This is a genomic window from Xanthomonas sp. WHRI 7065 (assembly GCF_040203115.2).
Taxonomy (GTDB): Bacteria; Pseudomonadota; Gammaproteobacteria; order Xanthomonadales; family Xanthomonadaceae; genus Xanthomonas; species Xanthomonas arboricola.
In genome coordinates this window covers 4,822,900-4,849,691 of sequence record NZ_CP168194.1, presented here as the reverse complement: position 1 = coordinate 4,849,691, position 26,792 = coordinate 4,822,900, and the positions used below count along the sequence as shown (strand labels likewise).

22 protein-coding genes are annotated in these 26,792 nt (G+C 67.4%); 9 read left to right on the top strand and 13 right to left on the bottom strand.

Annotated elements, in window-relative coordinates; genetic code table 11:
- Positions 1-35: 35 nt before the first annotated feature.
- The 6 genes from ABQY64_RS20185 to ABQY64_RS20160 all read right to left on the bottom strand — a co-directional run bounded on the left by ABQY64_RS20185 (position 36) and on the right by ABQY64_RS20160 (position 10,130).
- Positions 36-2,723, bottom strand: coding sequence for a glycoside hydrolase family 3 C-terminal domain-containing protein (locus ABQY64_RS20185; protein WP_374151323.1), 2,688 nt, complete (start codon positions 2,721-2,723; stop codon positions 36-38).
- 2 nt (positions 2,724-2,725) lie between these two features.
- Positions 2,726-4,420 carry a glycoside hydrolase family 43 protein gene (locus ABQY64_RS20180; RefSeq protein ID WP_167707971.1) on the bottom strand — a complete coding sequence of 565 codons (1,695 nt, stop codon included), beginning with the start codon at positions 4,418-4,420 and terminating at the stop codon, positions 2,726-2,728.
- Entirely contained in the window at positions 4,420-5,679 is a 1,260-nt protein-coding gene (gene manD, locus ABQY64_RS20175; RefSeq protein WP_039513089.1) for a D-mannonate dehydratase ManD, read from the bottom strand. The genes ABQY64_RS20180 and manD overlap by 1 nt, the downstream gene beginning before the upstream one ends.
- Positions 5,680-5,690: 11 nt before the next feature.
- Positions 5,691-7,655 (bottom strand): sialate O-acetylesterase, encoded by a 1,965-nt coding sequence (locus ABQY64_RS20170; RefSeq protein ID WP_349780255.1) that lies wholly within the window; start codon positions 7,653-7,655, stop codon positions 5,691-5,693.
- A complete protein-coding gene (locus ABQY64_RS20165; protein ID WP_349780316.1) occupies positions 7,652-9,847 on the bottom strand; it encodes an alpha-glucuronidase family glycosyl hydrolase in 2,196 nt (731 codons plus the stop codon). Before ABQY64_RS20165 ends, ABQY64_RS20170 begins: the two co-directional genes overlap by 4 nt.
- A gap of 118 nt (positions 9,848-9,965) precedes the next feature.
- Positions 9,966-10,130 carry a hypothetical protein gene (locus ABQY64_RS20160; protein ID WP_016903660.1) on the bottom strand — a complete coding sequence of 55 codons (165 nt, stop codon included), beginning with the start codon at positions 10,128-10,130 and terminating at the stop codon, positions 9,966-9,968.
- On the opposite strand from ABQY64_RS20160, the gene ABQY64_RS20155 reads away from it, so the two are divergent.
- Entirely contained in the window at positions 10,072-11,097 is a 1,026-nt protein-coding gene (locus tag ABQY64_RS20155; RefSeq protein WP_326520217.1) for a LacI family DNA-binding transcriptional regulator, read from the top strand. The two genes, ABQY64_RS20160 and ABQY64_RS20155, sit on opposite strands and share 59 nt — an antisense overlap.
- Before the next feature lie 69 nt (positions 11,098-11,166).
- Here ABQY64_RS20155 and xylA read toward each other — a convergent pair whose 3' ends face one another.
- A complete protein-coding gene (gene xylA, locus ABQY64_RS20150; RefSeq protein ID WP_046342382.1) occupies positions 11,167-12,504 on the bottom strand; it encodes a xylose isomerase in 1,338 nt (445 codons plus the stop codon).
- Positions 12,505-12,985: 481 nt separating this feature from the next.
- Here xylA and ttcA point away from each other — a divergent pair, with 481 nt between their 5' ends.
- The 3 genes from ttcA to ABQY64_RS20135 all read left to right on the top strand — a co-directional run bounded on the left by ttcA (position 12,986) and on the right by ABQY64_RS20135 (position 16,403).
- Positions 12,986-13,906 (top strand): tRNA 2-thiocytidine(32) synthetase TtcA, encoded by a 921-nt coding sequence (ttcA, locus tag ABQY64_RS20145; RefSeq protein WP_349780256.1) that lies wholly within the window; start codon positions 12,986-12,988, stop codon positions 13,904-13,906.
- 66 nt (positions 13,907-13,972) lie between these two features.
- Positions 13,973-14,878 carry a recombination-associated protein RdgC gene (locus ABQY64_RS20140; RefSeq protein WP_349780257.1) on the top strand — a complete coding sequence of 302 codons (906 nt, stop codon included), beginning with the start codon at positions 13,973-13,975 and terminating at the stop codon, positions 14,876-14,878.
- A 739-nt stretch (positions 14,879-15,617) separates the two neighbouring features.
- Positions 15,618-16,403, top strand: a complete 786-nt coding sequence (locus ABQY64_RS20135) for a SprT family zinc-dependent metalloprotease (protein ID WP_349780258.1) — start codon at positions 15,618-15,620, stop codon at positions 16,401-16,403.
- 150 nt (positions 16,404-16,553) lie between these two features.
- On the opposite strand, the gene ABQY64_RS20130 is transcribed toward ABQY64_RS20135, so the two are convergent.
- The 3 genes from ABQY64_RS20130 to hemH all read right to left on the bottom strand — a co-directional run bounded on the left by ABQY64_RS20130 (position 16,554) and on the right by hemH (position 18,807).
- Positions 16,554-16,841: a hypothetical protein gene (locus ABQY64_RS20130; RefSeq protein ID WP_126962122.1), complete on the bottom strand. Its 288-nt coding sequence runs from the start codon at positions 16,839-16,841 to the stop codon at positions 16,554-16,556.
- 131 nt (positions 16,842-16,972) lie between these two features.
- Positions 16,973-17,839, bottom strand: coding sequence for an alpha/beta hydrolase (locus tag ABQY64_RS20125; RefSeq protein WP_349780317.1), 867 nt, complete (start codon positions 17,837-17,839; stop codon positions 16,973-16,975).
- A 2-nt stretch (positions 17,840-17,841) separates the two neighbouring features.
- Complete coding sequence (gene hemH / locus ABQY64_RS20120) at positions 17,842-18,807, bottom strand: ferrochelatase (RefSeq protein ID WP_104571225.1); 966 nt, start codon at positions 18,805-18,807, stop codon at positions 17,842-17,844.
- Positions 18,808-18,958: 151 nt separating this feature from the next.
- On the opposite strand from hemH, the gene ABQY64_RS20115 reads away from it, so the two are divergent.
- From ABQY64_RS20115 to tatC, 4 genes are all read left to right on the top strand, one after another.
- The gene (locus tag ABQY64_RS20115) at positions 18,959-19,861 is read left to right on the top strand and encodes a YSC84-related protein (protein WP_016904257.1); all 903 of its coding nucleotides are present in this window, start codon (positions 18,959-18,961) and stop codon (positions 19,859-19,861) included.
- Positions 19,862-19,934: 73 nt separating this feature from the next.
- On the top strand, positions 19,935-20,162 hold the full coding sequence (gene tatA / locus ABQY64_RS20110) for a Sec-independent protein translocase subunit TatA (protein WP_016904256.1): 228 nt from the start codon (positions 19,935-19,937) through the stop codon (positions 20,160-20,162).
- A 15-nt stretch (positions 20,163-20,177) separates the two neighbouring features.
- Positions 20,178-20,816 carry a Sec-independent protein translocase protein TatB gene (gene tatB, locus ABQY64_RS20105; protein WP_349780259.1) on the top strand — a complete coding sequence of 213 codons (639 nt, stop codon included), beginning with the start codon at positions 20,178-20,180 and terminating at the stop codon, positions 20,814-20,816.
- A complete protein-coding gene (gene tatC, locus ABQY64_RS20100) occupies positions 20,813-21,550 on the top strand; it encodes a twin-arginine translocase subunit TatC (protein WP_039513578.1) in 738 nt (245 codons plus the stop codon). Before tatB ends, tatC begins: the two co-directional genes overlap by 4 nt.
- Positions 21,551-21,720: 170 nt before the next feature.
- Here tatC and ABQY64_RS20095 read toward each other — a convergent pair whose 3' ends face one another.
- From ABQY64_RS20095 to ABQY64_RS20085, 3 genes are all read right to left on the bottom strand, one after another.
- On the bottom strand, positions 21,721-22,620 hold the full coding sequence (locus tag ABQY64_RS20095) for a BPSS1780 family membrane protein (RefSeq protein ID WP_016904253.1): 900 nt from the start codon (positions 22,618-22,620) through the stop codon (positions 21,721-21,723).
- 45 nt (positions 22,621-22,665) lie between these two features.
- Positions 22,666-23,430: a glutamine amidotransferase gene (locus ABQY64_RS20090; RefSeq protein WP_016904252.1), complete on the bottom strand. Its 765-nt coding sequence runs from the start codon at positions 23,428-23,430 to the stop codon at positions 22,666-22,668.
- 530 nt (positions 23,431-23,960) lie between these two features.
- Entirely contained in the window at positions 23,961-25,775 is a 1,815-nt protein-coding gene (locus ABQY64_RS20085) for a GspE/PulE family protein (RefSeq protein ID WP_166769519.1), read from the bottom strand.
- 90 nt (positions 25,776-25,865) lie between these two features.
- Between ABQY64_RS20085 and glyQ the strand changes: the two genes are divergently transcribed.
- Positions 25,866-26,774: a glycine--tRNA ligase subunit alpha gene (gene glyQ / locus ABQY64_RS20080; protein ID WP_039513568.1), complete on the top strand. Its 909-nt coding sequence runs from the start codon at positions 25,866-25,868 to the stop codon at positions 26,772-26,774.
- Positions 26,775-26,792: the final 18 nt, after the last annotated feature.

Here is a 26,792-nt window from a genome sequence, read left to right as displayed (position 1 = left end):
CGCCCACGTCCGCATGGCGAGGGTGTCAACGGCTGCTACTTGTCGGTGATGGTAAAGCGTTGTGTGCTGCGGATATCAGCGCTGGAAGCGCCGACCTGTACTTCGTAGTCGCCTGGATCCACTGCGTAGGCCTTGCGCTGCTCGTCGTAGATGCGCAAGGCGTCCTGCGCCTTGAGGGTGAAGCGCAGCTGCCGTTGTTCGCCGGGTTGCAGGGTGATGCGCTGGAAGCCGCGCAGTTCCTTGATGGCACGTTCGCGTTGCGGCTTGAGCGGATGCAGATAGAGCTGCACCACTTCATCGCCTGCGCGTTGGCCGGTGTTCTTCAGCGTGACCGTGGCCGTGAGCGTGCCATCGGCGGCCACCGTGGTGCGATCAAGGCGTAGATCCGAATACGCAAACTGCGTGTAGGACAGGCCGTGGCCGAACGGATACAGCGGCTTGCCGGCGAAGTAGCGATAGGTGCGGCCGCGCATGGCGTAATCGTCGAAGGCGGGCAGGCGCTCGTCTTCCTTGTAGAAGGTGATCGGCAGGCGGCCGCCGGGGCTGGCCTGGCCGAACAGCACATCGCCGACCGCGCTGCCGCCACGTTGGCCGGGGTACCAGGCCAGCAGGATGGCGGGCACGTGGTGCTGCGCCCAGTCGATCGCCAGCGCCGAGCCGGTGGTCAGCACCGCAACCACTGGCGTGCCGGTGGCCTGCAGTGCCTGCAGCAACTCGCGTTGCGGTTTGGGCAGGCGGGTGTCGGTGCGGTCGCCGCCGGCAAAACCGGGATAGTTGACGTCCATCTCCTCGCCTTCGACATCGCCGGTGAGCCCGCCGACGAACACCACCACCTCAGCGTTGCGTGCGGCGTCCACCGCTTCCTGCAGCGGCGGCTTGGCGCCGGGCATGCGCCAGGCCAGACGCACGCCGGCATCGCGTGTGGCCTCGAAGTATTCCACGCGCAGGTCGTAGGCCTTGCCGCCTTCCAGCGCGACGCTGGCATTGCCGCCGCGCATGCGCGGGGCCTCGCTCCATTGATCGATGAGCAGCTTGCCGTCCAGCAACAGGCGCACGCCATCGTCGGCGGCAATTTGCAGCTCGTAGGTGCCCGACACCGGCGGCAGCAGCTGGCCATGCCAGCGCACGCTGAAGTCGTCCTTGGCCAGCGCACGGTCGGCCTGCAGTTCACCGCGGCCCACGGCATCGTCGGTGGGCGCATTGCGGTCCCAGCGGAAGGCGATACGCGGATCGATGCGGGTCAGCACCGGCTGGCCGGCCAGGGCGCGGCCCTTGAAGTATTCGCCGGTGAGGCCGTTCTGCTTGGCATCCGGCGCCGGGCGCAGATAGCGGGTGTCGATCGGTGCAGCGGCGTTGGGGTCTTCGCGCCCTTCCACCAGATCGCTGCCGCGCGCGTAGACCACCTGTGCCTGCGGTGCGGCGTCGCGGATGCCTTGCAGGATGGTGACCGGCGCGGCCGGCGTGCCGTAGTAATTGCCCAGCAGCGACATCGGGTCGTCGGCGGTGGGGCCGATCACGGCAATGCGCTTGAGCGTGGGTTTGAGCGGCAGCAGGCCGTCGTTCTTCAGCAGCACCAGCGATTCGCGCGCGGTGCGGCGGGCCAGTGCATCGTGCTCTGGCGATTGATTGGCTGATGCGGGAATCTGCGCCCACGGCACCTTGGCCGGCGGGTCGAACATGCCCAGCCGCATGCGCGAGGTCATCAGCCGCTTGAGCGCGGTATCGATGCTGGCCTCGTCGATCAAGCCGGCACGCACCGCCGCCGGCAACGCGGCATAGGTGTCGCCGCAATCCAGGTCGGTGCCGTGCTTGACGCCAAGCGCGGCGGCCGCTTCGGGCGTGGGCACGATCTTGTGGTTCTGCCAGATATCGCGGATGGCGGCGCAGTCGCTGACGATGTAACCATCGAAGCCCCAGTCGCGGCGCAGGATGCCTTCCAGCCGCGTGCTGGCCGAGGCGGATTCGCCATTGACGCGGTTGTAGGCGCCCATCACTGCGGCGACTTTGCCTTCCTGCACCAGGGCCTGAAAGGCGGGCAGATAGGTTTCATGGAGATCGCGCTCGCTGGGATGCACGTCGAAGTGATGACGGTCGGCCTCCGGGCCGCTGTGCACGGCGAAGTGCTTGGCGGTGGCATCGAGCTTGCGGTACGGCCCTTGCTGCGCCTGCAGGCCCTGCACGAAGGTCACGCCCATGCGCGCGGTCAGAAACGGGTCTTCGCCATAGGTTTCCTGCCCGCGGCCCCAGCGCGGGTCGCGGAAGATGTTGATGTTGGGCGACCAGAAAGTGAGCCCCTGGTAGCGCTTGTGCTCGCCGCGCGCCAGGAAGGCGTGGTGCTTGGCGCGCGCTTCGTCGCTGATGGCGGTGGCCACCTCGGCCATCAACGGGGTATCGAACGTAGCAGCCAGGCCGATCGCCTGCGGAAATACGGTGGCGCCGCCTGCACGCGCCACGCCGTGCAGCGCTTCGTTCCACCAATCGTATTCGGGCACCTGCAGGCGCGGGATCGCCGGGGCGGCGTTCTGCATCTGCGCGGCCTTTTCTTCCAGCGTCATGCGCGACACCAGGTCGGCCGCACGCGCGTCGAAGGGGCGTTGGGTGTCCAGATACGGCGGCGGCGTTGCGGCCTGCGTGCCGGTGGCGGCCAGCGCCATCGCCAGCAGTAAGCCGCGCGCAGGTGGGCAACGCGGGGCGGTGGCGCGGTGGGCGGGGTGCGAATGCATGGTCAGTCCTCCTGGGTGCGGTGCGGTTCCAGCTGGGCAAACGGCCCGATCATGCTGCCGACGAAGCCGCCGGCCTGTGCGGTGCTGAGCATGCCCGCAGCATCGTTGCGGTGTAGCGATTGCCAGCCGCGCCCATCGGCATCGAAGGCAAAGCTGTACGCACCGCCATCGCCGCTGATCTGCAGGCGCAGCTGCGCCGTTGCGGGGACGCGGGTGCGTGCGAGCGTGGTGGTTCTTGCGCCGTCGCGCTTGTCGAGAAAGACGTCCAGCGCATCGCCGTTGCGTCGCACGCCCAACGCATACCACGCGTTGGAATTCTGGAAGGCGGCGAGTCCAGCACTGACGCCGGCCTGCGAGGGCACCGCCAACGCGGTGCTCGCGGTAAAGCGCGTGTGTTGCTGGCGCCGCGCGAGGAAGGCGGGTGTGGCGGTGCTGTCCAAGCCTTGCGCACTGGCATGGAGGGTCAGCCAACCGGTGCGTGCGCTTAGATCGGCCACCTCATGTTTGGGCACACGCAGAGATAGCCATTCGCGCTGCAGCGAGGTGCCGGCAAAGTCGTCGCGCCAGGTGAAGTTGCCCGACAACGGGGCTTGATCTACCGGGGTCTTGGCGCTGCGCGGGCTCTGTGCGACAGACGGAATCGGCTCGCCGGCCGGCAGGATCGACGGCCAGCCATCGCGCCAGTGCACCGGCAGCAGGAAGGTTTCGCGCCCGGTGTTGTAGCGTTCGCCCGCATACGGGCGGCTGGCCAGGAACACCGCCCACCATTGCCCGTCCGGTGTGTCCACCAGATCCACATGCCCGGCATTGCTGACCGGGTGCGTGCGTTCGGCCGGCAGGTCGCGTTGGGTCAGGATCGGATTGTGCGGTGATGCGACATACGGCCCCCACACGTTGCGGCTGCGCAGCACCACCTGCGAATGCTGCGGCCCGGTGCCGCCTTCGGCACACGAGAGGTAATACCAACCGTCGTGTTGATACAGATGCGGGCCTTCGATCCAGATCGGCTTGCTGGCCAGATCCACCCCACCGTTGAGCAACACCTTGCGCGGGCCGACCGGTTGATTGTTGGCGAGGTCGAAGCGCTGCATCCAGATCGCGCGATGGCCTTCGTACAACGGCGTGCCTTCCGGCGGGCCGTTGTTGAGCAGGTAGGCGCTGCCGTCGGTATCGAAGAACAACGACGGGTCGATGCCGTCGATGCCCGGCAACCACGTCAGTGCCGACCATGGGCCGGCGGGATTGCGGGCGCTGGCGATGAAGTTGCCGCCGCTGTCGACCGAGGTACCCACCACATAGAAACGCCCGGCATGATGACGGATGCTGGCAGCGAACATGCCACGCGACACGCCCAGCCCGTCGTAGTCGAGCTGTTCGCGGCGTTCGACCACATTGCCGATCTGCGTCCAGTGCACCAGGTCGGTACTTTCGAACACCGGGATCGCCGGGAAATACGCGAACGTGGAATTGACCAGGTAATAGCGATCGCCCACGCGCGTCACGCTGGGGTCTGGGTAGAACCCGGCCAGCACCGGGTTGCGGTAGTGGCCGGGCGGCAACGGCGTGGCAAACACCGCATCATCGCCGCGATACTCGAACCAGTCGAAGGCGACATCGGCGTGTGCTTGCGCCTGCACGCGCGCAGGCGCGGCCACCGCAAGCAGCAGTGCCGCAAGCGCGGCCGGCAGCCAGCGCATCACCAGTCCCACATCGCACCGTCTTCCAGCCGCGCGATCGGCAACTGCTTGGGCACGTAGGGATACTTCGCGGCCAGGGCTTCGTCGATGTCCACGCCATGCCCGGGCGTTTCGCCGCAATGCAGGCGGCCCTCGCGGAACACGTAATCGTGCGGAAACACCGCGTTGGCCTCGTCGGAATGGAACATGTATTCCTGGATGCCGAAGTTGGGCACCCAGGTATCGAAGTGCAATGCCGCGCCCATGCACACCGGCGACAGGTCGGTGGCGCCGTGGAAGCCGGTGCGCACCTGATGCAGCGCGGCGAAATCGGCCAGCCGGCGCACATGGGTGATGCCGCCGGCGTGGACAATCGTGGTGCGGATGTAGTCGATCAGTTGCTGCTCGATCAGGTGCTTGCAATCCCACAGCGAATTGAACACCTCGCCCACCGCCAAGGGGGTGACCGTGTGCTGGCGGATCACCTCGAACGCGCGCTGGTTTTCTGCAGGGGTGGCGTCTTCCAGCCAGAACAGCCGGTACGGTTCCAGGTCGCGGCCCAGCCGCGCGGCCTCGATCGGGGTGAGCCGGTGGTGGGCATCATGCAGCAGTTCGATCTCGTCGCCATGATCGTTGCGCAATTGCTCGAACAGCTTGGGCACCACGCCAAGATAGCGCGGCGTGGACCACACCGTTTCGGTCGGCAATTCGCTCTCGGCCGGCTCATACGGTTTGCCGCCGCTGGAAATGCCGTAGGTCTTCTTGATGCCGGGCACGCCGCACTGCGCGCGGATGGCGATGAAGCCCAGCTCGCGGAAGCGGCCTACCTCATCGCTGGTTTCGGCGATATCGCGGCCATTGGCATGGCCGTAGACCAGCGCGCCCTCGCGTGAGCGCCCGCCCAGCAACTGGTATAGCGGCAGGCCAGCCATCTTGCCCAGGATGTCCCACAAGGCCACGTCCACCGCGGCGATCGCGCTCATCGTTACCGGGCCGCGCCGCCAGTACGCACCGCGGTAGAAGAACTGCCAGATGTCTTCGATGCGGCCGGCATCGCGGCCGATCAGGTTCGGCACCAGGTGTTCCTGCAGGTACGCCGCCACCGCCAGTTCGCGGCCATTGAGCGTGGCATCGCCCAGCCCGGTGATGCCCGAGCGGGTGCGGATCTTCAGGGTGACGAAGTTGCGGCCCGGGCAGGTGACGATGACGCGCGCCTCGACGATCTCGCGATCGCGGGCCGAGCCTTGCAGCGGAGCAGGGGAGTCGGGAGTCTGTGACATCGTGGTCTCGCTCAGGGAGAAGTGGCGGCAGTGAGGGGGAGTTCGAACGGGCCGGCCGGCAGGCCGCTGCGGTCGTACAAGGTGCATACCGGGCTGTCGGCCCAGCAGTAGCGCACGCGCGTGACGGCCAGGCCGGTGGGAATGCGCAGGCTGATGGCGTGGTCGTGCAAGCTCGCGACGGCATAGCGGCAGCTGTTGGACGCAGCGCCGCACAGCTCGAAGCCGATCGGCGCATCGGCGCCATAGCTGAGCAAGGCGGTGTCCACATCGTCGAAGGCGATGCGCACGCTCTCGCCTTCGCGTTGCGCGCTGCGCGGCACCGGGCCGGAGGGCGCAAGCGCCTCGCCGTACACCACTTGCCGCGCCACACGCGCCAGGCGCCGGCCCAGTTCCTGCTTGTTGGCCGGATGGATGTCGTAGCGGTCGCCGATGTCGATCGTCACCGCCAGACCTGCGTGCGCATCGTTGTCAACAAAGCGGCGTTGCGCCTCGCGCAGCTGCGCCCAGCCGCTGTCGACCGGCTGGGTGGGCGGCGCGCCAAAGTTGGCCAGTTGCACGATCAGCAGCGGCAACTGCGCACCGAAGCGCTGCCGCCAATCGCGTTGCCATGCAGCGAGCAAGGCCGGGTAATGCACCGCATCACCTGCATTGGATTCGCCCTGGTACCACAGCACGCCACGCAGGCCGAGCTGGCCGAGCGGGGCGATCATGCCGTTGTACAAGGTGGTCAGCCCGGCCGCCGACGACCACGGCGCGCGCGGTGGCGAGCCCAGTTGCGGCGGCACGATGCGGTATTGCCAGGGCGCATCCAGCGGTAGCGTGCTGCCATCGGCAAACTGCAGCGCACGCGATTGCGCATCGCCCAACAAGCCGCCACGCCGATAGGTATTGAGCACATTGAGCACGATGCTGTTGCGCCCGGCATGCAGGCGCCCGCGCGGCACGCTGTAGCGACGCGGCTGGTCGGCACCGTAACTGCTGCCCACGCCGCGCCCGTTGACCCAGGTCTGGTCCAGTTCGTCCACCGGCCCGAGCAACAAGCTGGCGTCCTGCGCGGCCTGCGCCGGCGTCAGCTCCACGCTGGTGCGGTACCAGACCATGCCGTTGAAGCCGACCAGCTGCGGCACGCCCCAGTCGTCCCACGCGCCCAATCCCGCCGGTGCGGTTTGCCAGGCGCCGGGCGCATCCGCCTGCCAGGGCTCGCCTTCGCCGTGCGCATGCCACCAGGCCTCCCACAGCGCGCCCCAATGCGGCGCGGCATCCACCGGGTCGCGTGCGTAACGCGCCAGCACATCCAGCGCCGGGCCATCGTCGCCGGCAGCGCGCAGTGCCTTCTCGCCGATCCAGGCCTGCAGTTGCGAGCCGCCCCAGGAGGCGTTGATCAGGCCCATCGGCACATCGACGGTCTTCTGCAATTCACGCGCGAAGTAATAGCAGGCCGCAGAAAACTCCTTCACCGTCTCCGGCGTGGTGCGCTGCCACGCCGCAGCGCCACCGAAGCGGCGCTGCGGCGTCGGGCTGGACTGCGCGGGCACCTTGAACATGCGGATGCGCGGGTTGTCGGCATCGGCGATCTCGCTGCGTGAATCCAGGGTGCGATGCACCTGCAATTCCATATTGGATTGGCCCGAGCACAGCCACACATCGCCGATCAGCACATCATTGACCTGCTGCGTCACGCCCGCGCTGGTGTGTGCGCTCAAGGTGTACGGGCCACCCGCGGCGTGTGCGGGCAGGCGTGCTTCCCAGTGGCCTTGCCGATCTGCGCGTGCCTGCACCTGCTGCGCATCCAGTTGCACGCTCACGCGCGCGCCAGGGGGTGCATCGCCCCACACCCGGATCGGCGCATCGCGCTGCAACACCACATGCTCCTGAAACAGCGCATGCAGCAGCGGCGCATCGGCCGCCTGCGCCAGGCGCGGCAGCAGTGCTGCGCAGAGCGTTGCCATGATGACGGTCGAGAGGCGCGCGCTCATTTCGGATTCCCCGGTGCATACGGAAACTGCAGTGCCTGGTAATACGCCAACGGATGCGCCGGCGGCGCCGTGCCGGCCGGCAACGGCCGCCCGGACACGCGCTGGAAGTAGGCGATGCTGGCATCGCGCCACCACTGCGCTTCGTCCTGCTGGATCGCCAGGAAGTTCGCTACCTGCTGGTAACGCGGTGGATCGATCTTGCCGGCAAGCCCCTGCCAGGTGGCTCGCATGGCACGCACCTCGTCCACGCCGTGGTCGTAATGCCACACCAGCTCGTCCCACAGCGGCCGCCCCGATGCCATGCGGTGATCCCAGGGCACATGGTGGAACCAGAGCAAGTCGCGCTCCGGCACGCGCTGCACATCGCCGAACACGCGTGCCACCGGCCTGGCGTATTGCGCCACCGCATTGCTGCCGCTGGCGCTACGGTCAAAGCCGATCCCGTTACGGTCGGCGCGGTGGTAGTAGACCGGGTCCCAGTCCGGGCGCTCGCTGCCCGCATCCCAGGGTGCCGGGCCGTAGTGATGGCCGCGCCCCATCAGGTGATGCAGGCCGAGCGGGGTCATGTAGTCCACCACTGCCTCGCGCGAGCGCAGCATCATGTCGACCACCGGCGTCACTACCTCAGCATCGTTGGAGAACGTCATGCGCACCCACTCCTGCGCGATGGCCTGCGGCGACAACTGCGGGTTCCACGCCAGCCGCCCGTACGCATACCAGTTGGCCTGATCGAAGATCGAGCCGCTCCAGTTACGGTCCGCACCGATGTTGGCCACCCCGGCAATACCGGTCAGGCGCGTGCGTCTGGCATCGTTGAAGAGCGTGCCATCCACGGTTCTGGCAACCGTCGAGCCCTTGCCGCGTGCATAGGTGTCGGCCTGCAGGGTTTCGGCAAACAGCGTGCCCAGATAGGCCAGATGGGTGGAAAAACCCAGATATTCCTTGGTGATCTGGAACTCCGGCATCAACGGCGTCTTGCGCATCGCGCCGAACAGCGGATGGAACGGCTCACGCGGCTGGAAGTCGATCGCCCCGTTCTTGACCTGCACGATCACGTTGTCGCGGAACTGGCCATCCAGCGGCAGGAATTCGCTGTACGCCTGCTTGGCGCGATCGTCCGGTTGCTCGTGCGAATAGACGAACGCGCGCCACATCACCACCCCGCCATGCGGCGCCAGCGCATCGGCCAGCAGATTGGCGCCATCGGCATGGCTGCGCCCGTAATCCTGCGGGCCAGGCTGGCCTTCGGAGTTGGCCTTGACCAGAAAACCGCCGAAGTCCGGAATGCGCGCGTAGATCTCGTCGGCTTTGTTGCGCCACCACTGCTGTACCTGCGGATCCAGCGGGTCGGCGGTCGTCAAACCGCCGATCTCGATCGGCGCGCTGAAGCGCGCGCTGAGAAACACGCGAATGCCGTAAGGGCGAAACACCTTGGCCAGTGCTGCCGCCTTGTCCAGGTACTGTGGGGTGAGGCTCCAGGCCTTGGCGTTGACGTTGTTGAGCACGCTGCCGTTGATGCCCAGCGATGCGTTGGCGCGCGCGTAGTCGGTATAGCGCGGATCCAGGTAACCCGGCAGGGTCTGCCAGTTCCATAACGAGGCGCCGGCGTAGCCGCGCTCGACCACCCTGTCCAGGTTGTCCCAGTGGTTGAGCATGCGCAGCTGCAAGCGCGGCGACTCGCGCAGGTCCAGCGCGGCCAGCGACTGGCCGGTCTGCAACAGGCGCAGGAAGTGGAATGCCCCATACAGCGCGCCGACATCGCTGCCGCCGACGATGGCGATGGTGCGATGCCCGTCCACGCTGACACTGCGGATCAGATAGCCCTCGCGGCCCAGGTCGGTGGTCTGCAGCTGCAATGCCGCGATCTGCGGCGCGGCAGCCGCGCCCAGCAAGATCGCACCATCGCGCGTGACCGTGGCGGACGACTGCGGCGCAGCACCAAGCAGGCCCGACATTCCACGCTGCAATTCCTCACGTGCAGCCTGCAGCGTGGGCGAGTCGCCGGCGACGATCAACTCGCTTGCGCTGCCACGCAACTGCGCCGCGTTGGCCAGCGGGTGGTAGCGCAACCATAAATCGTAGCCATCCTCGGCCCGCGCGCCGGCACTGGCCAGTACCAATCCACACAGCAACGTCAGCGCCAGCCACCACGGCTGCGCCAATGCAGCGCAATACGCGCCGCAGCGCCGCATTGCACGCGCGCTCATGCGGCGTGCTCCAGCGGCATCACCGCACGCCGCGGTGTATCGCCGCTCTGCCTGCTTCCCGGTACCATGCGTCGCATCGTCATGCACGCAGTCGGCGCTTGCGTTACTGCAGCGGGTTGTGTGCATCGTGCAGGTTCGCCACCCACTTGAAGAGGCCACGCTTGGAGAAGGTCAGGAAATCGGTCCGCCGCACCAGCCGCGCGACCACCATCGACGAGGTGGCGGCGCTGGCGAAGGTCTCGCCGATGACGGTCTCGCGCGTGGTCAACAACAATGGCAGCGTGCGCGATGCCACCCGTGCACGCGTGCTGCGCGCGGTCGACAAGCTGGGCTACACGCCCAACCTGGCGGCCAGTGCCCTGGCCGCCGCGCAGAGCACGCGCATTGCGTTGATCTACAGCGATCCCAGCGGCGCCTACCTGCGTGAGTTGCTGCTGGGCGTGTTGCGGGTTGCCTCGCGCACGCCGATCCAGCTGGTGATCGATTGCTGGGATGACCTGGATGCCGACGCCGAACGCCGTGCCGCACGCAAGCTCGCCAAGGGCGTGGCCGGGGTGATCCTGCCGCCGCCGCTGTGCGAATCCAAGGCCGCGGTGCTGGAACTGGTACGCGCCAAGGTGCCGGTGGTGGCGATCGCCTCCAACCATTTCAGCCCGGATGTGGCCTGTGTGCGCATCGACGAATTCGCTGCCGCCAAGGAAATCACTGAGCATCTGATCGCGCAGGGCCACACGCGTATCGGTTACATCGCCGGGCATCCCAACCTGTCTGCCAGCACGCGTCGCTTCGAAGGGTTCCAGGCGGCGCTGGCCGATGCGGGCCTGCGGCTGGACCGGCACCTGGTGCAACCGGGCGACTACACCTACAAATCCGGCCTGGTCGCTGCGGAAAAACTGCTGGCGCGCAAACGCCGCCCCAGCGCCATCTTCGCCAGCAACGACGATATGGCCGCCGCCGCAATCTCGGTCGCGCATCGGCGCGGGCTGGATGTGCCGCGCGATCTGTCGGTGGTCGGCTTCGACGACACCTCCGCCGCCACTGCGGTATGGCCCGAACTCACCACCGTGCAGCAGCCCATCGCCGCCATGGCCGACGCCGCGCTGGACATCCTGTTGAAGACGATTCGCGCCAAGGAGCGCACGGCGAAGATGGTCGATCATGTGGTCGCGCACCTGCTGGTCAAGCGGGATTCGGTGGCCGCACCGGCGGCGCCGGATGCAACGGAACAGCCATGACGCTGCACGCGGTTCTGCGCGCAGGCCGCCGGCGGTCGCCTGCGCGTGCAGGCGACCATCGGCACAACATCAACGCGTCAGATACTGGTTGATCAGGTTCTCGTAGGCTTCCTGACGGCCACTGAGCTGCTTGGGTTCGTTGCCGGCGGCGTACTTGGCCAGATCCACCAGCGTGCTGCTGCCGTTGGCGAAATCCGCACCCGCGCCGCTGTCGAAGCTGGCGTAACGCTCGGCGCGCCACTGTTCCAGCGGCGAGGAGGTCAGCAGCGCATTGGCCACTTCCAGCCCGCGTGCGAACGCGTCCATGCCGCCGATATGCGCCAGGAACAGATCCTGCGGGTCGGACGACTCGCGGCGCACCTTGGCATCGAAGTTCAGCCCACCCGGTGCCAGCCCGCCCTGGCGCAGCACCACCAGCATCGCGCCGACGGTGTCGTACAGGTCGGTCGGGAACTGGTCGGTATCCCAGCCGTTCTGCGGGTTGCCGCGGTTGGCATCGATGCTGCCGAGCAGGCCAGCGTCGGAGGCCACCTGCAGGTCGTGCTCGAAGCTGTGGCCCGACAAGGTGGCGTGGTTGGCTTCGATGTTGAGCTTGAAGTCCTGGTCCAGGCCGTGCTGGCGCAGGAAGCCGATCACCGTGGCGCTGTCGAAGTCGTACTGGTGCTTCATCGGCTCCATCGGCTTGGGCTCGATCAGGAAGTTGCCGGTGAAGCCGATCGCGCGGCCGTAGTCGCGTGCCAGGGTCAAGAAGCGCGCCATGTTGTCCTGCTCGCGCTTCATCTGGGTGTTGTGCAGGCAGGCATAGCCTTCGCGGCCGCCCCAGAACACGTAGTTCTCGCCGCCCAGCTCGACGGTGGCATCGATCGCGGCCTTGACCTGCACCGCCGCACGCGCCACCACGTTGAAGTCCGGGTTGGTCGACGCACCATTCATATAACGCGGGTGCGAGAACAGGTTGGCGGTGCCCCACAACAGCTTGATGCCGGTATCGGCCTGGCGCTGCTTGGCGATGCCGACCATGTGCTTGAGGTTGCTCTGGTACTCACCGATGTCGTCGGCATCGGGCGACAGGTCGATGTCGTGGAAGCAGTAGTACGGCACGCCGAGCTTGGTGAAGAATTCGAACGCGGCATCGGCCTTGGCTTCGGCGCGATTCAACGCGGTGTTGCCGATATCCCACGGGTACGCGCGCGTGCCCGGGCCGAACGGATCGGCGCCGTTGCCGCAGAAGCTGTGCCAGTAGGCCACGGCAAAGCGCAGATGCTCGGCCATGGTCTTGTCGCCGACCTGCTTGTTGGCGTCGTAGACCTTGAACGCCAGCGGGTTGTCCGAATCGCGGCCTTCGAAGCCGATCTTGCCGATACCGGGGAAATATTCCTTGGCGCCGATGTAGACGGTGTTGCTCATGGGGTGGAACTCCTGCAGAGAGGCGAGGGGAGAAGGGAAAGGTGTCGCACGCGAGTGACCAGCCACGCAGCGCAGCGATCGCGCATGCAGGCTGTCATCGCCGCCACCGGCGCGCACTCTCAATCAGCGCCGGGGACGGACGCCGGCACGGGGCCTGACCCGTGCCGCGCAGAATGTTAGCGCTACCACAATCGCGACCGAAAAAAGCCGCGCGATGGGGCGAAGCTGAAGATGCCATGCCGATCCCGAGTGAAGCGGTCTGCCCGACTTTACCCAGCCCGGCGCCGAAAGGCTTGCTGCGCTGCGAGATGTGCGCTGCCCCGAGCACCTGCGGCACACCTCTAGCGGTGATCGGCTCGCTAGCGCCCCGGCACCGCCAAACCAGCGCCGAGCACCCCGCCCGCAAGCGGCTGACCGCCCGTTCAGCCGCGCACGCGCCGCGCCGGCCCGCCGCGCGCCGGGCAGCTACAATGGCCGGCTTATGACCGCTGTCCTGCCGCTGCCGCAACCCCTGGCCGACCCCGCGCCGCGCGACCCGCGCCAGCGGCTGCAGCGTGAGCAGCTGCGCCTGGGCAAACGCCTGCAGCGCCAGGTAGGCCAGGCGATTGCCGACTTCGGCATGATCGCTCCCGGCGACAAGATCATGGTCTGCCTGTCCGGCGGCAAGGACAGCTACACCTTGCTGGACATGCTGCTGCAGTTGCAGCGCAAGGCACCGGTGCCGTTCACCCTGGTGGCGATCAATCTGGACCAGAAGCAGCCCGACTTCCCCGCGCAGGTGCTGCCCACTTACCTGCGCGGGCTGGACGTACCGTTCGACATCGTCGAGCAGGACACCTATTCGGTGGTCAGCCGGGTGATTCCGGCCGGCAAGACCATGTGTTCGTTGTGCTCGCGGCTGCGGCGCGGCGCGCTGTATGCCTATGCGCAGGCGCATGGCGTGACCAAGATCGCGCTCGGCCACCATCGCGACGACATCGTGGCCACGTTCTTCATGAATCTGTTCCACCACGCCCGGCTTGCGGCGATGGCGCCCAAGCTGCGCAGCGACGACGGCGCGCATGTGGTGATCCGCCCGCTGGCCTACGTGCGCGAAGCCGATATCGCCGCCTACGCGCAGGCGCGCCAGTTCCCGATCATTCCGTGCAACCTGTGCGGCAGCCAACAAAACCTGCAGCGCCAACAGGTCGGGCGGATGCTGCAGCAGTGGGACCGCGAGCAGCCCGGGCGGGTCGAGCAGATCGCCCGCGCGCTGGGCGATGTGCGGCCCGAGCAACTGGCCGACCGCACCCTGTTCGATTTCCTGGCGCTGGGCCGCAATGGCGATGCAGCACCGCCCGATCCTGATCCCGATTCCAGCGCCTGGCTCGCCGCCGGCGACAGCGCACACGACAGCGACTGACGCGGCCATCGCGGCGCCGGCAGTCTTTCCACCCTCCCCGTTTCTTCCTCCTCTTCGGTCCGACGCATGTTCTTTCGTAATCTCACCCTGTTCCGTTTCCCGACCACGCTGGATTTCTCCGAGATCGACACGCTGCTGCCGCAAGTGCAGCTCAAGCCGGTCGGCCCGCTGGAAATGACCTCGCGCGGTTTCATCTCCCCGTTCGGCCGCGACGAGCAGGAAGTGCTCTCGCACCGTCTGGAAGATTTCCTCTGGCTCACCGTCGGTGGCGAGGACAAGATCCTGCCCGGCGCAGTGGTCAACGACCTGCTCGAGCGCAAGGTCGCCGAGATCGAAGAGAAGGAAGGTCGTCGCCCCGGCGGCAAGGCGCGCAAGCGCCTGAAGGACGATCTGATCCATGAGCTGCTGCCGCGCGCCTTCGTCAAGAGCTCGCGCACCGATGCCATCCTGGACCTGCAGCACGGCTACATTGCGGTCAACAGCTCCAGCCGCAAGAGCGGCGAGAACGTGATGAGCGAGATCCGCGGCGCGCTCGGCAGCTTCCCGGCATTGCCGTTGAATGCCGAAGTCGCACCGCGCGCCATCCTCACCGGCTGGATCGCCGGCGAACCCTTGCCCGAAGGCCTGAGCCTGGGCGAAGAGTGCGAGATGAAGGACCCGATCGAAGGCGGCGCAGTGGTCAAGTGCCAGCACCAGGAACTGCGCGGCGACGAGATCGACAAGCACCTGGAAGCCGGCAAGCAGGTCACCAAGCTGGCGCTGGTGCTGGACGACAATCTGTCGTTCGTGCTCGGCGACGATCTGGTGATCCGCAAGCTCAAGTTCCTCGATGGCGCACTGGACCAGCTCGAACACAGCGAAGACGACGGCGCACGCGCCGAACTCGACGCCCGCTTCGCGCTGATGAGCGCCGAAATCCGGCGCCTGTTCCTGCTGCTGGAGACCGCGTTGAAGCTGAGCAAGGCCGAGTAAGCGCAACGGTTGAACGTTGCGTCGTGTCGTCGCGATCGATGCTCGAGTCAAACGCCCGGTGAGTCGAGTGCGCGGTGCCCTCACCGCTCGCGGGACACGCCGTGCATCCGTTCGTGGAGTCTCCTTGGCGGCATCCATGCCGCCATGGGTTCCGCAACCCGCGAGTACACCGCACCAGAAAGTTGGCCGCTTGATTTCTTGAAAGCGTCTTTCCTGGCTTGCGCTGCGCCAGGCAATGAAAGTTTGCGGATTACGTGCTGAAAGCCTGTCCACCGCTCGGCATGCGAAGGAGAGGAGTGAGAAGCTGGTCGACGCACAGTGATCCGACCAGCGCAGGTCATGCCCTGCTTGCAAACATGCACACCGACTATCTCAGTTTGCCCTTGCCCGCCCACCGTCGCGGGACCTTACGCGGCATGGATGCCGCGTAAGAGCCTACAGGGACGTACTTGCGGCGTGTCCTGCGATGGTGGGCGGGCAAGGGCCCTGCAGCCAAGTCGCCGATCAGCCGCTCTGCAACTGTTCCCGCGCTATCCAGTACGACGCTCAAAGCACAGAGACTTGGCCGTGCTGGGCGGGCAAGGGCCCTGCAACCAGGCCGCAGATCAAGCGACGTCGGCTGCGCCCACCTGGCGTTGGGCAGCGTCGTTTGCCAGTCGCTCAAATAAGTCGCGCCAACATCGAATGCATCAATCGCTCCGTCTCACCACCTGACACATCGCAGCGCTATCCTGTGCCGATGTTCAAGCCCGTCCGCCGCCTTATTGCGCCCGCCCCGCAGGTTGTCGAACGCGATTGCCTGCGCCTGCAGCTGGACGGGCGCGAGATCGCGGTGCTGCGCGTGCGCGACCCGCGTGCGCGGCGCATCAAGCTCAGTGTGGACGAACGCGGCGCGCGGCTGACCTTGCCACTGCGCGCAAGCCTGGTGGCCGGCGAACGCTTTCTGCAGGCGCATCTGGACTGGCTGAGCACGCAGTTGTCGCGTTATCAGCAGGTCGATGCGTTTCCGGCGCTGGAGCGTGGCGTGCCGGGGCTGCTGCCGTTACGCGGCGCCTTGTTGCCGCTGAGCTGGCACGACGGGCGCTACGCACGCATCGAGGTCACCGATGACGGCGCGCAGTTCCATGTACCGACCCGCCTGGGCGATGCAGGCCTGCGCCGCACGCTGAAGGAATTCTACGAAGCGCAGGCGCGCGCCGATGTCGGCCGCTGGTTGCCGTGCTATCTGCCCGGCCTGCCGCGCGCGCCGGCGCGGGTGCGGCTGAAGGTGATGTCCTCGCAGTGGGGCTCGCTGGCACCGGATGGTTCGATGGCGCTGGATCTGGCGCTGGTGCTCGGCCGCCCGTCGGCGTTCGAATACGTGCTGGTGCACGAGCTCTGCCACCTGCTGCAGGCCAACCACTCGCCGGCGTTCTGGGCCGAGGTGGAACAACGCTTTCCCGCCTGGCGCGACGAGCGCAGCTATTTCCACGAGCACGGCCGCCAGCTCAAGGCGCAGTTGCGGCGGTTGTTGCAGGTGGAGTGAGGCCGGTCGTCGCGATGCAGTTGCCGCCGCTGTGGCGGCGCTCCTGCAACGATCAAGGCGCGAAGTCGGGGCGCCAATGCGCTTCGGGTTTTCGGAGAGCTGCTGCGCGATGGCGCGGCTAGCGAAGCGACATAGCGCCACGCGGCTGCGCTAGCGCCATTGGTAAGACGCGGCGCGCGCAAGGTGCCGGCAGGCCAGCGGCGACAGCCACGCAAAGCGCCTGGTCAGGGCACACTCGATGGCCGCGATGCCGGCCTGCAGCTCGCGTGCCGATCCCCAATGGTCGGCGTCGCAGGCCACCGACCAGACCTCATCCAGGCGCCGGCGATCGTCCGGATCCAGTTGCGGCGACGCGTGCACCGTCTCCAGGAACGTCCCTGGCAAACTCCACTGCTCGAAGGATTCGATCGCGGCGACAAGCGGGTCTGGATGGCCCATTGCGCTAGCTCAACGGTGCCAGGATGCCGTGCGCCGCTGACGATGCCTGCCGGCACTGAGATCTGCTGTCGCATGCAAGGCAATAAGCACGAACGTCAGCGCCGTGGCATCGCGCAGGACGCGCGCACGCATCACGCGTGTGGCGGCGGCAACGACGCCAGGAATCCGTTGATCACCGCCGCTACCGCGTCCGGTGTTTCCATGTGCACATGGTGGGTGCCTGGCAACAACTGCAGGCGTGCATCGCGCATCAACGCCACGCGGTGATCGCGCAGGGCATCGGGGAAATACACCTGCGCCGGCGTGGCGAAGATGGCCTGGGTCGGGCAGGCGATGGAGGCCAGCAGCACGTCGATCTGCGCTTCGGTCATGCGGATCGCGGTGGGCAAGGTCAGGCGCGGGTCGCTGCACCAGCTGTAGCCGCCTTCGACCGCGCAGACCCCGCGCTCCACCAGCAGCCGCGCGGCCGGTTCGGTGAGCTGGTTGGCCATCATGCGTGCGCGCACCGGCATCTCCATCGACGGAAACACCCGCAACGGCCGCTGCGCCAGCGTGCGTGCCGACGCCACCGCATCGCGCAGGCGGGTGGCGGTGCTCTCGACCGGCTCGGCCAGCGCGCCCAAGGCCTCGATCGCGATCAGTGCCTCGACGCGTTCCGGCGCCGCAGCGGCCAGCAGGCTGGCGACGCCGCCGCCCAGCGAGTGGCCGAGCACGCTGAAGCGCTCCCAGCCCAGATCATCGGCCACCTGCAGCAGGATCGCGATCGCGCTGCTGAGCGTGTATTCGGCGCCGATGGGCAACCACGCGCTGTGGCCGTGGCCGGGCAGATCCAGCAACACCAGATCCAGGTCCTGCGCGTGCAGATGCGCGCTCAGCGGTAGGAAGCTGGCGGCATTGTCGAGCCAGCCATGCAGCGCCAGCACCCGGCGTGGGCCACGTTCGGTATTGCGCAGCCCGGTGACCCGGCCGATCGCCAGGTCGCACGCAAACGGCTCCAACCTCACGCGCGTCGCGCCACTGCGGCCAGTGCCTGCGCGTGTGCCGGGCTGGCGTTGAGGCAGGGGATATAGCTGAGCGTGGCGCCGCGTTCGGCCAGCGTTTCGGCAAAGCCCAGCGCCACTTCTTCCAGGGTTTCCAGGCAGTCGGTGGCAAAACCCGGGCAGACCAGGTCGAAGCTGCGCACGCCGCCTTCAGCCAGTTTCCACAAGGTCGGCTCGGCGTACGGCTGCAGCCAGCGTTCCGAACCGAAGCGCGACTGGTAGCCCATCTGCCATTCGTCCGCGCCCAGGCCGAGCGCGGTGACGATGGCCTGCGCGCTGCGCTCGCATTGCTGCGGATACGGGTCGCCGGCATTGGCCACGCGCTGCGGCAGGCCGTGGAAGGAGAACATCAGCTTCTCGCTGCGCCCGTGCGCCTGCCAGTGCGCACGGATCGAATCGGCGATCGCCGCGACCCAGCCGGCGTCTTCGCAATAGTCCTGGATCACTTCCACCGCGATCTCCGGCGCGCTTGGGCGCCAGGCATCGATCACGTCCTGGATCGAGGCGGTGGTGGTGGTGGAATACTGCGGATACAGCGGCAGCACCACGATGCGGCTGATGCCGCGCGCGCGCAGACCATCCAGCGTCTTGCGCAGTGCCGGCGCGCCATAGCGCATGGCCCACTCCACGTGCCAGTCCGGCATGACCTCTTTCAGGCCCTCGGCCAGGCGGCGCGTGTACACGGCCAGCGGCGAGCCGTCGGGCAGCCAGACCTTGGCGTATTTCTCGGCCGACTTGGGCCCGCGGATCGGCAGGATCACCCCGTACAGCAGCGGCTTCCAGAACAGCGGCGGGATCGCGACCACGCGGCGGTCGCTGAGGAACTCGGCCAGGTAGCGGCGCACGGCCGGGGCGGTGGGCGACTCGGGGGTGCCGAGATTGACGACCAGCAGGGCGGTATCGGAGGTGGTGTTCATGCGCACCATTCTGGCAGAGCGCGGCAGTGCTGCCGAGGACAGCGCATCGATCGCCGCCATTAACTGCCTCTGCCCCCGATTGCGCTCACCACCGATTCATTGCGCCACCACTAACGTCGCGCCATTGCTATCTTTGACGGATTGTCCTTTGGAGCTTGTCATGCCTCGTCTGTCGCGCCTGGCCCTGTTGTTGTCGCTGACCTTCGCCGCCGGCCATGCCGTCGCCGGCCCGGAAGAGGACCAGCGCGCGCGTAACGCGGTGCGCGTGCTCAACGAGATCATGAAGATCCCCGAGCAGGCGATCCCGGACAAGCTACTCGACGAGGCGCGCGCCATCGTGGTCATCCCCGACACGCTCAAGGCTGGCTTGGTGATCGGCGGCCGGCGCGGGCACGGCCTGATGTCGATGAAAAATGCCGACGGCAGCTGGTCGCAGCCGGTGTTCGTCAAGCTCACCGGCGGCAGCATCGGCTTCCAGGCCGGCGTGCAGTCCTCCGACGTGGTGCTGGTGTTCCGCAACGACCGCAGCCTGGACAACATCGTCAACGGCAAGTTCACCCTCGGTGCCGATGCCGGCGTGGCCGCCGGCCCGGTCGGCCGCAATGCCGCCGCCGCCACCGACGGCCAGCTCAAGGCCGAAATCTGGTCGTGGTCGCGCGCCCGTGGCCTGTTCGCCGGCGTGGCGCTGGACGGTGCGGTGCTGCAGATCGACGATGCCGCCGACCTCAACGCCTACGGTGGCGGCGCCACCCCGCGCATGATCTTCGAAGGCCGCACCAACGAGCGTGCCTCCACCGACGTGATCGCCTTCCGCGACCGCCTGGAAGAGGCGACCTACACCGCACGCGCCAATCGCGGTACCGATGGCAGCGCCGACGACGGGGCCAGCGCGCCGCGTCCGGCAACGCCGCCGCCGGCACAGGCGACCACCACGCCGCCGCCAGCGGTGAACGAGGCCAGCACCGTGCCGATGCAGCCCAGCACGACGCCACCGCCGCAGCAGGGCTTCCAGCCGGTGTCCGATGGCGAAATCCGTACCGAATCGCTGGACGGCAACCGCTGACAGGCTGTCATCCCCCTGCGCGGTGCGCTGGGGTATCCTGCGTCTTCCTTCTTCTTCAGCAAGCGAGCAGATCATGGGCGGTTTCAGCATTTGGCACTGGCTGATCGTGCTGGTGATCGTGTTGCTGGTGTTCGGTACCAAGCGGCTCACCAGCGGTGCCAAGGATCTCGGCAGCGCGGTCAAGGAATTCAAGAAAGGCATGCACGACGACGACAAGCCGGCCGGCAAGCTCGGTGACGACACCCGCACGGCCGAGCAGGCACGTGAAGCGCAGGCCGAGCGCGATCGCGACGCGCGTTGATCCGGAGCGGCGTCGGTGTTTGACATAGGTGTTGGCGAACTGACGCTGATTGCGATCGTCGCTCTGGTGGTGCTCGGTCCCGAGCGCCTGCCCAAGGCGGCCCGGTTTGCCGGACTGTGGGTGCGCCGCGCGCGCATGCAGTGGGATTCGGTCAAGCAGGAACTGGAGCGCGAGCTGGAAGCCGAAGAGCTCAAGCGCAGCCTGCAGGATGTGCAGGCCTCGCTGCGCGAAGCCGAAGACCAGCTGCGCAACAAGCAGCAGCATCTGGAGCAGGGCGCCCGCGCGCTGCACGACCAGGTGGGGCGCGATATCGATATCCGCAGCCCGGCCACACCCGTGGCGACACCGCTGGAGCTGGCGCACGCGGATCTGTCGGCCGGGGCGACTGCCACGTCGGCAGCGGGCGCTGCGGATGCGGCCGACCAGGAGGCCGCACCGGTCATTGCCCAGGCCCAGCCGATTGCGCCAGCGCCCCATCAAACCTTGGTACCGGCCCCGCACGACACCGTGGTGCCGGCCCCGCATGCCGCGCATCTCAGCAGCACCAGCGCGCAGGCGCAGACGCCGGCCACCAACCCGCCGATGGAGCCGAGCACGCGGAAGGCGCCGACTGAGCCGACTGAGCCAAGCAAGATCCAGGAGAAACAGCCGTGAGCCTGTTCGACGACGCACAGGCCGAAAGCAGTCTGATCGAGCATCTGGTCGAATTGCGCGCGCGCCTGGTGCGCGCCCTGATCGGCCTGGGCGTGGTGCTGCTGGCGTTGCTGCCGTTCTCGCGCGCGATCTATTCGTGGCTGGCCGCACCGCTGATTTCGCAGCTGCCGCTGGGGCAGACGATGATCGCGATGAACCCGGCCGGCGCGTTCTTCGCACCGCTCAAGCTGACCTTCTTCGTGGCGGTGTTCTTCAGCGTGCCGTGGCTGCTGTACCAGGCCTGGGCCTTCGTGGCGCCGGGCCTGTACCAGCGCGAAAAGAAACTCGCATTCCCGCTGCTGGCCTCGGCGGTGGCGCTGTTCTACATCGGCTGCGCGTTTGCGTACTTCCTGGTGTTGCCGGCGGTGTTCCACTTCTTGACCACGTTCAAGCCGGACGTGATCGCCATTACTCCGGATGCCAATTCCTACCTGGATTTCGTGCTGGCGATCTTCTTCGCCTTCGGTGCGAGCTTTGAGCTGCCGGTGGCGTTGGTGATCCTGGTGCTGCTGGGCTGGGTCAGCCCCAAGCAGCTGAGCGAAGGCCGCGGCTATGCCATCGTCGGCATCTTTATCCTGGCCGCGGTGCTCACCCCGCCGGACGTGGTCTCGCAGCTGATGCTGGCCATCCCGATGTGCCTGCTCTACGAGCTGGGCATCATCGCCTCGCGCGCGGTGGGGCCGAAGCCCGCTTAGCGCTTTCGCCGCGGTGAGGCGCGCCGACATGCAGCTGCGCAACCTGGCATCACCCGAATGCAATCACCCACGTAGGAGCGCACCCGGGCGCGACCGGGGCTCTCCTGAGGAAAGCTTCGTCGCGCCCAGGTGCGCTCCTACGGATCAGGGTGTATCCCGGATCAAGGCGATCAAGCGGCAAACACATCCGGGCGCGACGGTGCCGTGGGCTGCGCGGTTGCGCCTGCGTGGGTGAACATCTGCTTCCAGGCGGCGTACACCGAGCCGGCGAATACCGGCATCAGCACCGCCATCAGCAGCAGCTGGGCCAGCCACATCGCCACGGTCTGGCCGGCCACCAGGCCGACGATCAGCGCCACGATCATCACCGCAAAATAGATGGCGAAGATGGCGATGAAGGCCAGCACGAAGAACACCAGCATTGCCGGCAGGTTGTGCAGGCTGGCGCGCAGACTCTCGCGCAGCGCATGGCCGCCGGTGCTGCGGTCGAACATCACCTGCGGCGGCATCACGAACAGCGCCAGCGTCATCGCCGCGAACGTGGCGATGGTCAGCAGCAGCCACAGCAGGATGCGGCCGGCCGGCAGGCTGGCGGCCAGTTGCTCGATCTGCACCGGGTCCGGCTGCGCGCCGGACTGGCTGATCTGGTTGATCTTGATCATCACCTCGGACAACTGCTGCAGCCCGCTGGCGCCGATCATCACCAGCAGCAGCACGCCCAGCAGCAGGCCGGCGATCAGCTGCGGCAGCAGCGACACCAGCAGATGCGGCGCGCGGCCGTCCTGCAGGCCGTGCAGCAGATGCGACGGCTTGGCGATGCGGCCTTCGTCGACCTCGCGGATCGCCCACAGCAGGCCGCCCATGAACAGCGGGCCGGCCAGCACCAGCAGGAACTGCAGGGCCGGGCCCAGCAGCGGCACCAGCACCGACAGCGACACCACCAGGGTGGCCGCCACGCTCCAGATCACCCCCAGCGAGCCAAGCGCCAGCGGCGCCCGCTTCAACAGCGAGAAACCGGTCAACAGCCATTCTGCGCCGGCAGACGCCGGCACCTTGCGGATTTCGCTCATTCCCATTCCGGATCGATACGCACCGGACCATCCGGCGTGGCGCGATTATCGCTGCTTTTGCGTGTGTGCGGCGGGATGAGTGGTCACTGTTTGCAGGCCGCGTGCGTGATGCACGAACCGGCGCAGCAGCTTGCGGGCGATCGGCGCGGCGGTGACCTCGCGGGCGACCGTGCGGGCGCAGTGCCCGTGGCGGGCAATGCACTCGGCGCGCGCCTGCACATAGCCGCGCATGTGGTGGGTGGCGAACTCGGGGTGGAACTGCACGCCCCAGGTGGCCTGCCCCCAGCGGAAGGCATGGCAACGGTCCTGCCGCGAATGCGCCAGCACGATGGCCCCGTCCGGGGCGCGCACCACGGTTTGCATGTGCGTGGCGTGCGCCGGGAAGTGCGCCGGCAGGCCGGCAAACAACGGGTCCTGCTCGGCCGGTGGGTGCAATTCCAGCGCGATGGTGCCGGACTCGCGCCCGGCCGGGTTGTAATCGACTTCGCCGCCCAGCGCGTGCGCCAGCAGCTGGTGCCCGTAGCAGATGCCCAGCAGCGGCATGCCCTGGTGGGCGGCATCGCGCAGCCAGGCGGCACTGCGTTCGCTCCAGTCGGCGCGGTCGGTGACGTAGGCGGCCGAGCCGCTGACGATGGTGCCGGCAAAGCCGTCGCGGTCGGGCAGGCGGCCGCCGTTGGCGACATCGACGGCGACGGTCTCATGCTCGGCCAGCCCGGCCGCGACGCGGATCCAGTGCCGAAAACGGCCGTATCGCTTCATCTCCGGCACGGGATGCCCGGTTTCGATGATCAGGAACGGCAAGGCGGACATGCGGACGGAAATCCAGCAGCGACTGATGTGCCCGATTGTAGGCAGCTCCAGGCGGTTTTTTTCAAGTGGCGTGCCAACGCATGCAGCTAAGGTTATTCCGGATGGCTATGTGCTGATGGCTGGGGGGCGGGGAGCTGGCTACTTGCGCTGTGTGGATGTAAGAGCAGTGATGGCTGAGATGGTTTGTGCCACGTCGGTTCCCGACTCGGTTGCCGCGGTGATCGTGCGCCGCTGATCTGGTTGTACTCGGCCGTGCCGTTTACCTGGTCTATGGTGAGGCCGAGTCCCTGCCGATGGCGGCTGCGTGCCGACGTACCCTCATCCGCCCTTCGGGCACCTTCTCCCGGTGGAAGAAGGGAGCAAACGATGAGAGAACGGAGCGAGCCTTTCTCCCGCCGGGGCGAGAGGGCATGGCTTGCGCGCCACTGGCGCGCGTACCTTGAAGCGCCCGCGTCGCAAACGCGGGCCGGGGCGCGGAGTTGGGGTGAGAGTCGCCTGGGCGATAACCGTGCACCTCCCAGGCGATCCGCCTAGTCCCGCGGCGGCAACACCGACAACACCTCTTCCACCGTGGTCAGCCCGGCGGCGACCTTCTCCAGGCCGGTGCGCCGCAGCGTGCGCAGGCCCTCGCCACGCGCGGCGTGGCTGAAGCTGGCCAGGTCGGTGTCGGCGCGAATCAGGCTGCGCAGGCGCGGGCTCACCGGCAGCAACTCGTACAGGCCGACACGGCCCAAGTAACCGGTGCGGCGGCATTCCAGGCAGCCGACCGGCGCGTGCACGTTCAGCACCTCCGGCAGCGCTTCGCCCGGCTCGCGGATCGCCGCCCACTCATCGTCGCTGAGCGTATGCGGGCGCTTGCAGTGCACGCACAGGGTGCGCACCAGCCGCTGCGCCAGCACCCCGTTGAGCGTGGACGCCACCAGGTAATGCGGCACGCCCAGATCCAGCAGGCGGGTGATCGCCGAGGCGGCGTCGTTGGTGTGCAGCGTGGACAGCACCAGATGCCCGGTCAGCGAAGCCTGCACCGCCATCTGCGCGGTCTCCAGGTCGCGGATCTCACCGATCATGATGATGTCCGGGTCCTGGCGCAGCAGCGTGCGCACGCCGCTGGCGAAATCCAGGTCGATGTTCTGCTGTACCTGCATCTGGTTGAACTCGGGCGCGATCATTTCGATCGGGTCCTCGACGCTGCACACGTTCACGTCCGGCGTGGCCAGGCGCTTGAGCGTGGAATACAGCGTGGTGGTCTTGCCCGAGCCGGTCGGGCCGGTGACCAGCACGATGCCGTGCGGGCGCTCGACCAGCGCGCTCCAGCCGGCGGCCTCTTCCGGGCTGAAGCCGAGTTGCTCGATGCTCTTGAACGCCGAATCCGGGTCGAAGATGCGCATCACGCATTTCTCGCCGAACGCGGTAGGCATCGTGGACAGGCGCATTTCCACCTCGCGCCCGCCCGGCGACCGGGTCTTGATGCGGCCGTCCTGCGGGCGGCGACGTTCGGCCAGGTCCATGCGGCCGAGCACCTTGATGCGGCTGACCACCGCGGTCATCACCGACGGCGGCACTTCCAGCACCTTGTGCAGCACCCCGTCGATGCGGAAGCGCATGCGCCCGGCCTCGCGACGCGGCTCCAGATGGATGTCGCTGGCCCGCTGTTCGTAGGCGTACTGCAGCAGCCAGTCGACGATATGCACGATGTGGTGGTCGTCGGCGTTGACGTCGCCGGTGCGGCCCAGTTCCACCAGCTGCTCGAAACTGGGCAGGCCGGCACCCGGTTCGGCGCTGCGCACATCGCCGCGCGCGCCGCGCACCGACTGGGTCACGCCGAAGAACTCCATCGTGTAGCGATGCAGGTCCAGCGGGTTGATCAATGCCAGCTCGATGCGACGCCGGCTCAGATGCTGCACGTCGGCCAGCCATTCCAGCGCCAGTGGCTCGCTGGTGGCGATCAGTACGCGCTCGGCATCCAGCGCCAGCGGCAGGATGCGGTGGCGGCGCGCATACGCATGCGAGACCACACCGGTGACCGCGGCCACATCGATGCGGGTGGGATCGATGCGCAGATAGCGCAGGCCGGTGCGGGTGGCCAGCCATTCGGTCAGCCGTTCCAGCCCGAGTTCGCCGGCCGGCGGCTGCGCGGCATGCAGCTTGAGATTGGCCAGCAGCACCAGCGGATGCACCTCGCTGGCATTGCGTACGCCGGCGGCGGAGAACTGCACGCGCTCGTGTTCGTGCGGCACCACCATGCCATCGGCGAGCAACGCGGCGGCCACCGGGTCGAACATCAACCGGCCGCGCGGCAGGATCGCCGCTGCGCTGTCTGGATCGGCCGTACGCCGCTGTTCCATGTTCGATGTTCCCCTGCGGCGGTGCTCCGCGGCAAAGCGCTGCGGGTCGGCCGGTATACTAGCGCACCCCTTCCGCACGGCCTTTGCTGCATGTCCGATTCCCGGCGCGTTCCAATCACTTTCCAGGGCCTGATCCAGACCCTCAACCAGTACTGGGCCGAGCAAGGCTGTGTGCTGATCCAGCCGCTGGACCTGGAAGTGGGCGCAGGCACGTTCCATCCGGCCACCTTCCTGCGCGCGCTGGGACCGGAGCCGTGGAATGCGGCCTACGTGCAGCCCTCGCGCCGCCCCACAGACGGCCGTTACGGCGAAAACCCCAACCGCCTGCAGCGCTATTACCAGTACCAGGTGGCGATGAAGCCCAACCCGGACAACATCCAGGACCTGTACCTGGGGTCGCTCAAGGCCTTGGGGATTGATCCGCTGGTGCACGACCTGCGCTTTGTCGAGGACAACTGGGAATCGCCGACGCTCGGCGCCTGGGGCCTGGGCTGGGAAGTCTGGCTCAACGGCATGGAAGTCACCCAGTTCACCTACTTCCAGCAGGCCGGCGGACTGGAGTGCAAGCCGGTGCTCGGTGAGATCACCTACGGGCTGGAGCGGCTGTGCATGTACCTGCAGAGCTGCGACAACGTCTACGACCTGGTGTGGACCTACGGCCCGGACGGCACGCCGGTGAGCTACGGCGATGTCTATCACCAGAACGAGGTGGAGCAGAGCGCCTACAACTTCGAGCATGCCAACGTGGCCGAGCTGTTCCATCGCTTCGACGCCTGCGAAGCCGAAGCCAGGCACCTGGTCGAGGTCGGTCTGCCGCTGCCGGCCTACGAGCAGGTCACCAAGGCCAGCCATGCGTTCAACCTGCTGGATGCGCGCCGCGCGATCAGCGTCACCGAACGCCAGCGCTACATCCTGCGCGTGCGCGCGCTGGCGCAGGGCGTGGCGCAGGCGTATTACGCACAACGCGAGAAGCTGGGCTTTCCCGGAGTAAAGAAGTAACCAAAGCCCCTCTCCCCC

Bases quoted from the DNA above. Each gene is read 5' to 3' on its own strand.
- ABQY64_RS20185 (WP_374151323.1), bottom strand. From the start codon at position 2,723: ATGCATTCGCACCCCGCCCACCGCGCCACCGCCCCGCGTTGCCCACCT.
- ABQY64_RS20180 (WP_167707971.1), bottom strand. From the start codon at position 4,420: ATGCGCTGGCTGCCGGCCGCGCTTGCGGCACTGCTGCTTGCGGTGGCC.
- manD (WP_039513089.1), bottom strand. From the start codon at position 5,679: ATGTCACAGACTCCCGACTCCCCTGCTCCGCTGCAAGGCTCGGCCCGC.
- ABQY64_RS20170 (WP_349780255.1), bottom strand. From the start codon at position 7,655: ATGAGCGCGCGCCTCTCGACCGTCATCATGGCAACGCTCTGCGCAGCA.
- ABQY64_RS20165 (WP_349780316.1), bottom strand. From the start codon at position 9,847: ATGCGGCGCTGCGGCGCGTATTGCGCTGCATTGGCGCAGCCGTGGTGG.
- xylA (WP_046342382.1), bottom strand. From the start codon at position 12,504: ATGAGCAACACCGTCTACATCGGCGCCAAGGAATATTTCCCCGGTATC.
- ttcA (WP_349780256.1), top strand. From the start codon at position 12,986: ATGACCGCTGTCCTGCCGCTGCCGCAACCCCTGGCCGACCCCGCGCCG.
- ABQY64_RS20140 (WP_349780257.1), top strand. From the start codon at position 13,973: ATGTTCTTTCGTAATCTCACCCTGTTCCGTTTCCCGACCACGCTGGAT.
- ABQY64_RS20135 (WP_349780258.1), top strand. From the start codon at position 15,618: ATGTTCAAGCCCGTCCGCCGCCTTATTGCGCCCGCCCCGCAGGTTGTC.
- ABQY64_RS20130 (WP_126962122.1), bottom strand. From the start codon at position 16,841: ATGGGCCATCCAGACCCGCTTGTCGCCGCGATCGAATCCTTCGAGCAG.
- hemH (WP_104571225.1), bottom strand. From the start codon at position 18,807: ATGGTGCGCATGAACACCACCTCCGATACCGCCCTGCTGGTCGTCAAT.
- ABQY64_RS20115 (WP_016904257.1), top strand. From the start codon at position 18,959: ATGCCTCGTCTGTCGCGCCTGGCCCTGTTGTTGTCGCTGACCTTCGCC.
- tatA (WP_016904256.1), top strand. From the start codon at position 19,935: ATGGGCGGTTTCAGCATTTGGCACTGGCTGATCGTGCTGGTGATCGTG.
- ABQY64_RS20095 (WP_016904253.1), bottom strand. From the start codon at position 22,620: ATGAGCGAAATCCGCAAGGTGCCGGCGTCTGCCGGCGCAGAATGGCTG.
- ABQY64_RS20090 (WP_016904252.1), bottom strand. From the start codon at position 23,430: ATGTCCGCCTTGCCGTTCCTGATCATCGAAACCGGGCATCCCGTGCCG.
- ABQY64_RS20085 (WP_166769519.1), bottom strand. From the start codon at position 25,775: ATGGAACAGCGGCGTACGGCCGATCCAGACAGCGCAGCGGCGATCCTG.
- glyQ (WP_039513568.1), top strand. From the start codon at position 25,866: ATGTCCGATTCCCGGCGCGTTCCAATCACTTTCCAGGGCCTGATCCAG.